We start from the raw sequence: 14,588 nt of genomic DNA on the forward strand, positions 1-14,588 counted from the left end.
ACTCCCAAATTCATAATCTGGCACCTTTGTATGCAGATGAAAACCCAAAAAATCAATAAGATTTATTTTATTGCAACCGATTAAAACGATCAAAATGAAAATATCACTACATTATAAATTAATACTGATTTTTCTGATATCATTCTTCAATAAAGTATCAGCACAGGATTTTTTCCATCCTGCCATTATCTCTTTTGAAGAATCAAAAAATCAAAATTGGTCTACTCCATCCCCATCTAGCATTGCGACAAGCACAGCACACTACAAACATGGCAAACAAAGTTTGCAGTGGACATATTCACCAAATTCTGAATTGAAATTAAGTCAGAACATCAATTTCAAACCGTTCGATCCAAATGCTATTGACAAATCGATTCCAACTTTTTGTGTTTGGATTTACAATGAAACCCCTAAAGATGAGAAAATCAAATTTCAATTCTTAACAGATAAACAAGTCAATTGCGAATTCGAATTTGGAATTAATTTTAAAGGTTGGCGTGCAGCATGGGTTGCCTTTGAACGTGATATGAAGGGAAAACCAGTAACAAGTATGAACAATATGAAGATCATTGCTCCTGAGAATAATTCAGGAACATTATTTTTCGATCATATCATGCTTTGTACAAATGCTGATAGCAGATGGAATACACCTGATTATCAGATTCCTTTTGTGAATGCCCAAACTAAAAATCATTGGTTAATTCTTTACAAGTCTAGTTTAAACAAGCCTTCTGAGAAACTTCAACCCATAACACAAAAACAGATCAAAGGCATTCAAACCATTAACAAAAGATACAGCAAGGATGTAATCAAAAAACTAAAAGTCAACTCAAAACTACTTAGCAAACTGAGAAAGGCTTATAGTCAATATGGTATTACTCGAAACAATGAGCAAATATCCGGTAAGGTGATGTGGTTCTGTCGTTTTTCAGAAATTTATAAACCATACACTTCAAAATTTAAAAACTATCACAACAAAAACGGAAAAGGTTTTAAAGCTTATACAAAACTAATGTTCGAGTTGGCTTCAGCTTATAATCAAACCGACAATGCAGAATATAAAAAAGAATTGGAAGAACTCTTCTTCAATATGTCCGATCATTTAATTGACCAGGGATGGGCTGAAGGAAGTGCAAACGGAACACTACATCATTTGGGTTATAGCATGAGAACCTACTATGCTGCTTACTTTTTAATGCGCGAATCGTTAATTCGTACTCAGCGTGCCGAACAGGTTCAAAGAGCAATGGAATGGTATTCTGGCGCCAAAGAAGTCTTTGCTCCTATTCACGAAAAAGGCATGAGTATCGATGCTTTCAATACTTCTGTTATGGGGCGCTTGGCAAGCATTTTAATGTTGGAAGATTCACCTGAAAAAGTTCGTTTTTTAAATGCCTACATTAAATGGATTGATAATGGTTTGGCTTACGCTCCCGGAGTGAAAGACTCTTTTAAAGTAGATGGTTCGGTTTTTCACCATGCCAATAACTACCCTGCTTATGCCAACGGAGGTTACGATGGCGCAACAAAAATGGTCTATTTCTTTAGTAGAACTCCTTTTCATGTTTCTGAAGAAGGTCACAGAATCTTAAAGGAATCTTTACTAAAAACGCGCCTATTCTGTAATAAAAAAACCTGGCCTACCTCTATGTCTGGTCGTCATCCTAATGGAAAAGGAAAGCTTTCTGCAGATCATTATAAGTTTATGGCTTTATCAGGAACTCCTGATAGAAAAAATAAGATTGATGAAGAAATGGCCGCTGCTTATTTAAGGCTAATGCTTGATAAAAAAGAAAATAAAACAGTTAAGAGATTACAAAAGTTAGGCTATAAAGCAGAATCAGATCCCAATGGAAACTGGACCATGAATTATGCTGCATTAGGCATTCATCGTAGAGATAATTGGTCGGCAACGGCACAAGGGCACAACCGCTATTTATGGGCTGCTGAGCACTATATTGGAGCTAATTATTACGGTCGTTACATGAAACATGGTCAAGTTCAAATCATCTCAGGAGATAAGAACCCAAGCGTATTTACCTCAGGCTTTAATGTAAATGGATGGGATTGGGGACGTTTTGCGGGAACCACCGCTATTCATCTTCCAATCGAAAAACTTCGCGCAAATATTCTTAATATTGATCAACTTACTGGTTATGAGGAAATGTTGATCTCCGATGAGATTTTTGCTGCTGCTATCTCTCTTGAAGGAAAAAATGGTGCATGGGCTATGAAATTGCACGAACATGACAAGTATAATGGTTCACATCATGCTACGAAATCTGTATTCTTTTTCGATAACAGAATCATTTGTTTGGGGAGTGATATTGAAAATACAAATACTGAATATGAAACCGAGACCACTCTTTTTCAAAACTATTTGAATGAGGAATCAGAAAGCATCACATTTAACAAAAATGAAATCAATCAGTTTCCTTTCAAGCAAGTAAGTCAAACTAAAAGAGCCAGTTTATTAACCGACAATGTTGGCAACAGCTTTTATATTCCCGCTAAGTATACTGTTGAAGTGGGTAAACAATTGCAACACTCAAAAGATCAGAAAAAAGAAACCCCAAATAAAGGAAACTTTACAACGGCTGTAATTAAACATGGGAAAGCACCTAAAAATGCTGACTATGAGTATGCGATTCTTGTGCAAAGCACACACAACGAACTCGTACAATTTGCCAAACAAATGAGCAAAAAGAAGAAAATGGCATATACTGTTCTTCAAAAAAATAAACAAGCTCATATTGTTAGAGATCATGCAACTGAAATAACTGCTTTTGCCTTATTCGAATCAAATTCCAATGTAAATCAATCAGACTTGATCTCGGTAAACGCACCTGCCTTAGTCATGATAAAAGACAAAGACAACACTAAAATAATGAGTCTTTGCGATCCGGATCTTCATCTATATGAAGGAGAAGCTGATGTTGTTATGGAAAATGGTAAGCGAAAAGAAAGAAGTGTTTACTCGAGAGATTGGGTACGAAATGAAAGTAAGGTTTCAAAAATACAGCTTAGCATTAAAGGCAAATGGTCATTAAAATCAAATGAATATTGCAAGATAATAAGCAGCAATGCGAATGTAACCATTCTCGAATTTTCTTGCCAACATGGGCTAACAAGAGAAGTTGAATTAATAGCAAATAATTAATAACTATTATTGTGTGTCGACTGTATCTTATAATGAGATCCTAGTCAACACACAATAATCCGATTAATTCGGAATAAAAAGTGACTTCAAATGATTAAAAAAAATATATCCCGAAGAAATTTCTTAAAAAGTTCAGCTGCTGTTACAGCTGGTTTGACCTTGATTCCGCAAGGCTTCCTTACCTCTTGCATGAAGAATGGAAAAAAACCAAATTTACTTTTCATCTTTCCTGATCAATACAGAAAACAGGCTATGGGATTTATGAATCAAGATCCAGTTAGCACACCTAATATCGATGCGCTGTCAAAACAAGGGGTTGTATTTTCAAATGCTGTAAGTAATCATCCACTTTGTAGCCCCTACCGAGGGATGCTTTTAACTGGTAAATATCCTTTATCAAACGGTGTTCTTTCAAATTGTCACTCAGGTCGTACAAAACATGGGAATTTTTTAAAGCCTGATGATGTTTGCTTCTCGGATGTGCTATCACAAAACAATTACAATGCAGGATACGTTGGTAAATGGCATTTAGACGGACCAGAACCTCCTGAAGATGGGAAAGCTAATGTTTGGGATTCGTATTGCAAACCTGGCAGATATCGTCACGGGTTCGATTTTTGGTATTCCTACGGAGCTGATGACAACCATCTAACTCCGCATTATTGGATTAACGAAGCTAAGGAAGAAGAAGCGAAGTACTTTGAACAATGGTCTCCGGAGCATGAAGCCGAAGTTGTTCAAAAATACTTGCAAAATGCTGGTGATAAGTTTAGAGATGATGAAAAACCATTCGCTTTATTCTGGGGAATAAATCCTCCTCACCATCCATTCAACCTGGTACCCGAGAAATACAAAAAAAACTTCGAAGGTAAAACTGAAAAAGATGTATTGAATAGACCTAACGTTCAGTTTAGCAATAATACTGAAATGGGTGATCACGGATTTGGTGATATGTGGGTTGATGATCGAATTGATCAATCGACCGATTATTTTGCCATGTGTGAAGGTGTTGACGAACAAATTGGGAAAGTTTTACAAACTCTAAAAGAACAAGGATTGGATGATAATACTATTGTCATTTTCACTTCCGATCATGGCGAGATGCTAGGTAGTCATGGCATGATGCACAAGAACATCTGGTTTAGTGAAGCTTATGATATTCCGTTTATTATTCGTTGGCCTAAAAAGATAAAGCCTGGAACTGATGATCTTCTTTTGAGTGTTCCCGACATTATGCCAACATTGCTAAGTTTAATGGGAATGAAAAAGGATATTCCTGCTGAAGTAGAAGGTAAAGATTACTCAGGAATATTTAAAAATGAGCCAGTGGAAAGACCTGAAGCTGCATTGTATTTCTTTGCAAAACCTGAGGATGAAACTGAAAAAAGAAGGGGTGTAAAAACCCATACTCATACCTATGTGATTGCCTATGATAATAAAGGTGAAAAACATCAATTCTTATACGATGATGTAAATGATCCATATCAGATGAAAAACATTTATGGTGAAAATACAGAATTGGAACAGGATTTAACCGAAAAATTACGTGAAATTCTTATCAGAACAAATGATCCATTTATCTCACTATTGTAATAACTTTTAGCATATCGTGATAGGGAAAAGGAGTAGTATTGAGCAATTCTATTTTTTTTATTGAATTATCGCTTCATTTTGAATACTCAATACTCTCCTTTTCAATTTTAAAAATTATGAAGATCAAACTGAAATATTTATTAATAGTTGCTTGTATCTCTTATTCACAGTTAATTTTTGCCCAGGAATCATTAGAGATAGGTAAAAGTAAAACACTGGTATATGAGTGTAATTTCAACAATAAATCATCCTTAAACGATTGGGTAATGGAAGGTCCCGGAATTGCAAAAATCAACAAAGGGAGATTGGAATTGTATTCGCGATACCACAAAAAAGTAAACCGAAGAATGAAAAAAGGTGAACTGGTATTCGAAGAGAATTCTCCCAAATGGTACCAGTATTATGTGGATGGTTTAGCTAAGAAAGTTGAACCTGAAATATATCCTATTTACAAATCGGGAAAAAATTTCAGAGGCGGACATTTGGTCTATTGGAACAAAACCATTTCTCCAGAAAACTATGTAATTGAATTTGACTTTCAGAGTCCAATTCCCTATCCATTGCACATGATCATGTTTTCTGCCACTGGTAAAAATGGTGAAAATGTATTCGATTCTAAACTAAAACCTCGCTGCGGTTTGGCAGGACAATACACCAAAGGGGATCTACACAACTATCGAATTTCTTTTCTTGCTCCAAAACGAGGAACTGCCAATATGCGCAAATGCCCGGGAAGAAGATTGGTCACAAAAGGAAGTGATCTTACATTAGATGATTTAACCGGAAAACATCACATGAAAGTAATCAAGTGGCAAGACCAGGTTGAGTTCAGAATTGATGGAAAATTGGTCTTTGTGTATACCGATGATGAAAAAGAAAAAGACAAAGCCTTTGGTGCCGGACAAACTGCCATTCGATTAATGGTTCCTGCAAGAGGTTTCTACGATAACTATAAAATTTACGAGTTAAAATAATTGATCCGAAATCAATTTTAAATTCCCTTTCCAGAAATGTAAAGGGAATTTTTGTTTCTATCAGGATCGTTGAATCTATTTTCATTTTATTACCCGAACCTATCCCAAATTTTAATTTTGGCACTCCCAGAAGCCTTTTATATAAGCAAAACTCAGCATAATTCAATTATTTCGTGATTCAATAAAACTCACACCTAAGACTGAAAAAAATATGCGACTGCCACTTGTTCTTACCTCTCTTCTTTTCATTTTAAGCCTAACATTAAAGGCTCAAAAAATACTTGTTACAGGACAAGTCTATGATGAAAAGATAGAAGAATCTTTACCTTTTGCACAAGTTGCCATTAGTGATATAAAAGGAGAAGAATGCATGAGTGGGGCTTTGACCGATAGTTTGGGTGTATTCTCCATCGCTATAACGCCGAATAAGACTTATAAAATAATAGTTCAATATCTGGGATACGAATCCTTTGAAAAACAAATAGACACCTTTACAGAACATATTAATCTGGGTAAAATCAAACTGAATTCATCGGCGCATGATCTTCAGGAAATATTTGTGACGGCAGAAAAAAAATCCATTGGTAAAGAGAATGGAAATTGGGTTTTGTACCCTGATAAATTACCCGAAGGAGGGAACAATTCAGCCATTGAATTGCTTAGTTCAATTCCTTCGGTTGCCGTTGATATGGATGATGCTATTAACATTCGTGGACGTGAAGCCAGCATACTAATTGATGGTGTAAAAATTGATGATCAATCGGAATTGGATCAAATATCGCCATCCGCAATTGCCAAGATAGAGGTCATACAAAACCCTTCTGCCAAATACGATGCCGATGGTAGTGTCATCAACATTCAATTGAAAGCACCAATACTGTCTAGTTCCTCGAGTAATTTGAAAGCTTCTGTTGACCATTTTGGGAATCATCAGGAGAATTTTTCAACGAATAAAAAACACAAAAATTGGGGTGGTTTTCTACAGGCTAACTCTAATATCAACCAATTCGATTCTGAAATAGATGTAAAAAGGAAAAATCTGCTTTCAGGTTCTCCTTTTTTGAATCAACTCAAAAAACAAAGCATGAAAAACAACAAACAGCAAATTAGAGCAGGTTTGAATCATCGCTTATCCATAAAACATCTCTTTAAAATTGACGTGCAATTGCAAAATCATCAAACAGATCCATCTATTTTTACTCATAAAGATATTTTGAATCTCGAAGAAGAATTGACCAAATACACAGAGCAAAACCAGAATATTGAAAAGGAAAAAATAACTCAACAATATCGTGCCCATTACATCGGAAAATGGGAGAATGAAACACTAAAAGTCAGATTGAATCACAGAAGACAAAATCAATGGGACAATCGTCATTTAGAAAATATGAATTTCTATCCCAATGGTGATGCATACTCAAACCTACCTGCCATTAAGAAAGATGATATTGATTGGGTGATTAGAAATTATCAAATTAAAATCGACTATCAAAAACCAATTTCTTCTTCAACAACACTTGAAGCTGGAGCCGATTGGAAGTATGAAGAACAAACACAAACAGCCTGTCAACAAAAATTCAAACACGATGAGAATCGCTGGGAAATCAATCCTGCCAAAACTTTCGATTATCAGTACAGTAGACGTAATATTGCCAGTTATGGTATTGTTGAGATCAAAAAAGAGAATTGGTTTCTCATTGCAGGATCAAGATTCAGGTTTATTGAATTATCTACAAATAACGCAAGAGAAGAAGTAACAAGTAGTCAGTACAATTTCTACCCAAGTGTTTTACCTACGGTTAATATCGGTAAAAACTGGCAGCAAAGCGATCTTAGTTTTTCCTATAAGAAAAGTCAAAAATTGCCCCGATCGGCTCAATTAAACTCTTTTAAAAATGATGCCAACCCTTTAAACATACAATTTGGTAATCCTGATTTAAAACCAGAAAAAGAACACTCCTTCTCTCTTGATTATTCTGTGCAAAAAGAAAATTTTCAGCTTGGAATTGCTCTCTTTCATCGCATGATTCAAGACGTGGTGATGCAGCAATACTACACACATGGCGATACTCTGTTTCGATCCTTTAACAATATGGCAAAACAATTTGTAACTGGTAATGAGTACACTTTTAATTTCAAACCAACAAAATGGTGTAGGTTAAATGGAAGCAGTACAATATATCACCAAAAGTTTATTGGAGAAAATCTAAGCTTAGGCAAAAAGAAGATTTGGAGTTATAATTTTAAAGTAGGAGGGCAATTTCAATTACCTAAAAACCTAAATATGATGGTCAACTACAATTATATCTCAGAAACTCTAACCGCCAACGGAGTAAAAGGTAATTTGTACAATCTGGATCTGGCATTTAGTCGGGATTTCTTACATAAGAAACTGAAAATCTCGATAAAAGGAATTAACCTGCTTGACAGCAAAAATCAATGGACGGATATCGAAAATCTTCAATTTACAGCTCGTAACAGACGTTATCAGGATAACAAAAGACTAATTGTAGGAGTGGTTTACAAATGGAGTCATAAAAACTAGGAAAGTTTCTATCATTTGATATTTATCTTCAAATAAAATCAGCACAAGTTAGTTGTATAGTTAGAAAATTGATCAAAATTGAAAACATTTAGATTTTCTAAACTAACAAGGACTGAAAAAATAGTATGTTTTTATCGTTACCTATTTAGGTAAAGACCGGAAAATGGTTTTTTTAAGCTTTACCTGTTTAGGCAAAGACCGAAAAATGGTTTTTTAAGCTTTACCTGTTTAGGTAAAGACCGAAAAATTAGTTTTTTAAGCTTTGCCCGTTTAGGTAAAGACCGAAAAATGGTTTTTTCAAGCTTTGCCTGTTTAGGTAATGCGTAAAAACTTTTTATCCTTCTTGTTGTTCCAAATACTCACTAGGAGTTAAATCGGTAAATTTCTTAAAAATTCGGTAAAAAGAAGTTTTAGAATTGAACCCACAATCCTCTGCAATGGCTAACAAGGTGTAATCCTTATTTTGAGGATCTTTCAAGCGCTTTTTCACTTCATTAACACGATAGGTATTAATAAAATCATTAAAGCTTGTCTGCAAACCCTCTCTCAATACATTAGATAGTTGCAATTCGCTCCATTCCATCTGCGTCGCAAGTTGCGCTTTTGTTAATCTCTTATCTCTATAGGGAGATTCCTTTGCCATAAACTCGTTCAACAAAAGAATGTAGTTTTCCCACTTCTTACTTTTATGATTTGTAATAATTCTTTTTGATGATCCTTTTGATTTTTGCGTCTTAAGGCTCTTTTTCTTTTTTCCTTTTAAGTAAACAATTGCAAAAACAGTACTTAAAATTAGAATTATAAATAGATAAATCACCCAGAAATATTCTTTCCAATCCCTTTTAACCACTATTTCCAATACAGAAGGTTCTCCCCATCTCATGTGGTTGTTCGAAGCCATTACTTCCAATTGGTATTCGCCAACCAACTGTTTGTCTATACTTATTTCGTGTAAACCAAGGGGTAAAATTGTCCAGGCAGAATCTGCAGAAGTCATTCTATATTTAATCCTGTTTTTTTCTGGCTCACAAAATGACATGACTGCCACTCTTAGCTTAAAATCCTCATCGGTGTGAAGAATTTTAATTTTATTACCAGAAATTTCATCCGAGTTTTTTGCTACACCATAACTGGTAAACCGTATTTTCGGTTGGTAGGTATTCATTACAAATTCCGATGGATTAAATGAGTTCAAACCATTGTTTCCACCAAAAAACATTAATCCCTGCTTATTTGTACAAGCTACTTTGTATTCAAATATATCGCCTTGCAAGCCATCTTCCTTAAAGAAGTTTGCAAACTGATTTTTCTCGATATCGAAACAACTCAAACCTTTATTGGTTCCCAACCATAATCGACCCAATTTATCTTCCTGTATGCTAAGCACCACACTTCCCGGCAATCCGTTGTTTTCATTCAACAACAAAAAAGAATCGCTTTTGCTATTGTACAAATTCAATCCCCTATCGGTAGCAATCCAAACTCTATCTTTACTGTCCTGAAAAATAGAATAAACTCTATTTCCCGATAGACTACCCTCTTTTTTAGAATCCCGATAAGAGGTAAAAGTACTCTCCCCTTTTTTTAATCGGCAAACACCTCGCATATGACAAGCAATCCATACATCTCCATTCTTTACTTGAGTCATCAGTTTTACATTCAGATTACTCAATTTATTCTTTTCCTTATTTAAAAGTTCTACCTCATTATTCTTAGGATTCCACTTCCATATTCCTTTATCTAATTCCGAGAACCAATAATTGCCTTTTTTATCTTGTAAGATTTCGAAAACTCCTTTACGAAATTTCAGGATTTTTTCATCAGGAAAGCTCTCAAGAGTTTTCTTCTTAGCATTGTACTTTAGAACACCTCCATCAGTTCCAAATAATACTTGTCCTTCCTGATCCAGATAAGCAGTTCTAACAACCTTATGCCTTTTCCTTGCCTTAACATTTTCTCCTAAAGGAATCGTGGTAAATTCTTCTTTTACAACATTAAACCTAGAAACACCATGTCGCACATTTCCCAGCCAAACATTTTCTTTAGAATCAGCTACAGCAGCTCTAAGCGTATTATCAATTAAGGATTCGGTGTTACCCGGGATATTTTGATACAAGTTAAAATTCAGATTATTTTGACTAAAATGGTTTATACCTTGCATGCTCCCTAACCATACACTTCCGGATTTCTCGCTTAAAACGACAAGTATATTATTACTCGAAATACTTTTTTCAATCATTGGATGATGCTTGAAATAATGAAATATTCCTTTGCTCACATCAAAATAGTTCAATCCATTTTTCGTGCCGATCCACAAATTCCCCTTTCTATCATCCGAAATTGCTGTCACATAATTATCAGACAACGAATTTGCCTTTTCGTTTGAGTGACGATAAACAATAAATGACTCATTTAGGGTATCAAACAAATGCAGACCATTTACCGTAGCCACCCACATTTTTCCATTTCTATCCTGAAATAGATCTTCAATAAAATTAGATGTTAATTCCCCTTCTTTTCTCTTTGCCGATCTTTTAAAAAATTGCTTTTTATTATGCACTATATCCAACAGACAAATTCCACTTCCTGCAGTGCCAATCCATAGTTTTCCATCTTTATCGAAACACAATTCATTAATCAATCTTTCCCCCTTTGAATAACTTACAGATTTGCTATTAAATGGAAAATATTCGTATTGTTCAAATTGATTTTTCAGCTTATTGAATCGGTATAAACCATTTCTGGTTCCAATCCAAATTTCTCCCAATTCGGAAATTGCTATGGCGTTTACATACCTGCTTTGCGCCTTTTTAACTTCGTATGGCAATTCATAATAAACTGTTCTTCTATTATTAGGATTTAATGATACAATGCCAAGCTGAGTTCCGATCCATATTTTCCCATCCAATCCCTCCGCCAGAGCATTTACTCTTTTATCTGCAACTTTGGCGAAAGGCACAGTTGGCAAGTCATAATTAATAAGTTTCGATCCATCATATCGATTCAAACCTTCCTTGGTTCCAAACCATAAAAATCCTTTTGAATCCTGAAGAAGAGAATATACAACGTTGGAATTTAATCCTTCAGATGTATCAATTTTCTTAAAATGAACTTCCTTGCCAATAGCATATCCACTCACCGAAAAAATCAGTAAGAAAAAAATTATCAATATCTGTTTTATCATTCCCATTATTATCTTCAATCTATAACTTTTATGAACCGCCTAAAATTAACATTTCATTTTGTGAGAAATACTCATTTCTGGAATTTAACTAAAAAAAAGCTCCCTTAAGTAATAATACCTAAGAGAGCTCCAATTTAAACAGATGTTTCAGCCTCCTTGGCTTTATACATTACAAGTATGTTTTTTTTAACCTTGTGTAACTACATATTGCTTTCCATAGCTTTTCTTCTTCGTAGCGCTTCCAGATAATAATAATCTGCATACACCAAAGCCACATCAATTTCGTTTCCTTGTGGTTTAGCACCTGTACTGTGTAATAAAAAAGCATCATTTTCTTCTTTAGCACTATAGGCTGGAGAAGCTAGCGAGTTTAAGATCGCATCAGCAGCGGCACAATATTTCTTCTTTAAATTCGCATCCTCTACCAAACTGCTCAATTCTACCAAGCCAGATGCTGCAATTGCTGCTGCAGAGGCATCTCGTGGTTCACCTTGCTTACCTGTTAAATCGAAATCCCAAAATGGAATGTAATCCTGAGGTAAACCTGAAATAAACCTATTGGAAACCTTTTCCACCAAGTCTAAAAATTTTGGATCTTTAGTTTCTCTGTATACCATGGTATAACCATAAACAGCCCATGCCTGTCCTCTTGCCCAGGTACTTTCGTCGGCAAATCCCTGCGAAGTATTTTTATTTCGCACCTCACCGGTTTGTTCATCGTATTCAACTACATGATAGCTACTAAAATCAGCTCTGAAGTGATTTTTCATTGTAGTTTCAGCATGCTTTACAGCGATATTCTTATAAATTGGATCGCCTGTTTCTTTTGATGCCCAAAACAATAACTCTAGATTCAGCATGTTATCTATAATGGTAATGTGCTGTTTCCACTGTGGGTGCAATTCATTAGACCATGACTTTATGGTACCAACCTTAGAATTATATCTTGAAATCAGAGAATTCGCAGATTCTAATAAAACATCCCGATACTCTTTATTACCAGTCAATCGATAAGCTTGTCCGTAAGAACAATACATCATAAAACCTACATCGTGGTGCTCTTTATTGAATTTATATGGTTCCAAAGGTAAGGTCCTTTTAAGAGCTTCTGTTTTCCAATAATCATTTTTGGTAACATCATACATCTGCCAAAGTATACCCGGGTAAAAACCAACGGTCCAAACAAGAACACCATTTTTAGGCATTTTCCAATGCTGCTCTCCACTCTCTATTAAACGAGGATGTGTTTCAAAATCGGTATGTAGAGCCACCGATTTTTTTAACTGTTCCTCGCAGTATTCCATTTCGTTTTCAATATTAATCTCCAATTGCTCCTGAAAAATAGTATTGTCGACAAGATCATTCTTTTCACTTTTGCCCTTTGCAGAGTTCGAACGGCAAGATGAAATCGATACTATTAATAGCAAAATGGGAACAAAACGAATTATTTTTTTCACCATTTGATTCATTTTTGTTTTAAGATAGAAACCGGAACAAATCCGGTTTCTCTAAAATCTATTCCCAAAGAGGATTCTGCTTAATTAGATTGTTCTCTTCAATCTCCTTTAACGGAATTGGAAGAACTTGGTGTTTTTCTTGTACATTATTTGCCCAGATGAACATCCACTCCAATTTTCCACTAACACCGGCATCAACCATATCTTGTTTTGCAGATTGTAGTTTCTCATTAAACACTCCCCAACGAATCAAATCGTATCTTCTTAATCCTTCAAAGCACAACTCTCTCATTCTTTCATCCATAATCTCATTTCTGAAAGCTTCTTTTGTTGCTACAGTTGTTTCATCGATTCCTTCTAAACCTGCTCTATCTCTCACCTGATCCAACACTACAATTGCCTCAGCAGTTTTATTCAATTCATTTAATGCTTCAGCTTTCATTAATAGAATATCTGAATAACGTAAAACCGGAAAGTTAATTCCTGTATAGTTCTTGTCTCCTGATTCTAGAACTTCGATAGAATATGAACCATCATCGTTTAGTACTCGTTGTCCTCTTTTGTATTTTCCAGGATACCATTGATAGATATTCTTCTGAATTACAGGAACATCTTTCTTTGCTTTCCAATTGGCTATATTCCAATCGTAACGATTATCATTATCCTTATCGTAGGCATTAATCAAACTTACACCGGCAAAAATATATCCATACGAATAAGGTCCTGTTGTACTGTTTTTTGTTTTGTTTTCGATACCATTCAATTGCCCAATTTTACCAGCTTCCTGTAATCCCTGATCACGCATGCTTGAAAATTGAATATCAAAAATAATTTCGGTCGGATTATTTATATCCTGAATCAAATTCATGAAAATATCTTCATAATTAGCCATCAAACTGTGTCTGCCCGAATTGATGACCATATCGGCATATTCAACCACTTTTGCATACGATTCTTCAGGTAAAATCTGATAAGGATAACCAGCTCTGTTTAGATATACTCGAGTTAACAGACCGTAAGCGGCAGTTTGTGTTGCTCTTCCATATTCCACTTGACCTGCAATACCCAAATTTGGAGCAATCTCTTCCAATTCATCGATAATAAATTGATATACATCCGCAGCGGATGACTTGGTAACGTTATTTCCTGATACACTTGTGATACTCTCTGTTCGCAACGGCACATCGCCCCATGCACGAACCAAATTGTAATAGTAAAATGCTCTAAGGAATCTAGCTTCAGCAATAAAACTCAACTTTAAAGCTTCATCTTCAACACTAGCGCTAGGAGCTTTTTCTAAAAATGTATTGGCATTATTGATACCATGATAAAGTGTTCTCCAAGTATTCTCAATAGTTACAGTAGTAGGAGTAAATTCGTTTCTTGTAACCGCCCAAGCGAAACCATTGTTATCTCTAGACATTGCAGCCTCATCAACTCCAGCCATCCACTCGATACTCATTGTTGAACCAAATGTTGAAGCAACACCCAAATCACTATAAATACCAGTTAAAGCAAGATTTAAATCCGCCTCTGTTTTGTAAAAGTTCTCAACCGTAATTGATGAATCTGGATTGTATTCCAAACTATCTTCGCAAGCAATAAATCCTAATGGAAGTAAAGCAAAAAGCAAAAAATATATTTTCTTCATCTTATTTATATTTTTAAAAGGAAT

General features: G+C 35.1%; 7 protein-coding genes. 4 read left to right on the forward strand and 3 right to left on the reverse strand.

The genetic code is table 11. From position 1 onward, the window contains the following. The first annotated feature begins 94 nt into the window (after positions 1-94). From GCQ56_RS09335 to GCQ56_RS09350, 4 genes are all read left to right on the forward strand, one after another. A complete protein-coding gene (locus GCQ56_RS09335; RefSeq protein WP_152734206.1) occupies positions 95-3,160 on the forward strand; it encodes a chondroitinase family polysaccharide lyase in 3,066 nt (1,021 codons plus the stop codon). Between the two features lie 90 nt (positions 3,161-3,250). After that, positions 3,251-4,753 (forward strand): sulfatase-like hydrolase/transferase, encoded by a 1,503-nt coding sequence (locus tag GCQ56_RS09340; RefSeq protein WP_152734207.1) that lies wholly within the window; start codon positions 3,251-3,253, stop codon positions 4,751-4,753. Between the two features lie 116 nt (positions 4,754-4,869). Further along, positions 4,870-5,727 (forward strand): DUF1961 family protein, encoded by an 858-nt coding sequence (locus tag GCQ56_RS09345; protein ID WP_152734208.1) that lies wholly within the window; start codon positions 4,870-4,872, stop codon positions 5,725-5,727. Between the two features lie 211 nt (positions 5,728-5,938). Continuing rightward, positions 5,939-8,272, forward strand: coding sequence for an outer membrane beta-barrel family protein (locus tag GCQ56_RS09350; RefSeq protein ID WP_152734209.1), 2,334 nt, complete (start codon positions 5,939-5,941; stop codon positions 8,270-8,272). Between the two features lie 334 nt (positions 8,273-8,606). Here the strand turns inward: GCQ56_RS09350 and GCQ56_RS09355 are convergent, their stop codons facing one another. The 3 genes from GCQ56_RS09355 to GCQ56_RS09365 form a co-directional block, all read right to left on the reverse strand. Further along, positions 8,607-11,474, reverse strand: a complete 2,868-nt coding sequence (locus tag GCQ56_RS09355; RefSeq protein ID WP_152734210.1) for an AraC family transcriptional regulator — start codon at positions 11,472-11,474, stop codon at positions 8,607-8,609. Between the two features lie 182 nt (positions 11,475-11,656). Continuing rightward, complete coding sequence (locus tag GCQ56_RS09360) at positions 11,657-12,916, reverse strand: glycoside hydrolase family 88 protein (RefSeq protein ID WP_152734211.1); 1,260 nt, start codon at positions 12,914-12,916, stop codon at positions 11,657-11,659. Positions 12,917-12,971: 55 nt separating this feature from the next. Next, positions 12,972-14,564 (reverse strand): RagB/SusD family nutrient uptake outer membrane protein, encoded by a 1,593-nt coding sequence (locus tag GCQ56_RS09365; RefSeq protein WP_152734212.1) that lies wholly within the window; start codon positions 14,562-14,564, stop codon positions 12,972-12,974. Positions 14,565-14,588 lie beyond the last annotated feature (24 nt).

Source organism: Marinifilum sp. N1E240, assembly GCF_009295825.1.
Classification (GTDB): domain Bacteria; phylum Bacteroidota; class Bacteroidia; order Bacteroidales; family Marinifilaceae; genus Marinifilum_A; species Marinifilum_A sediminis.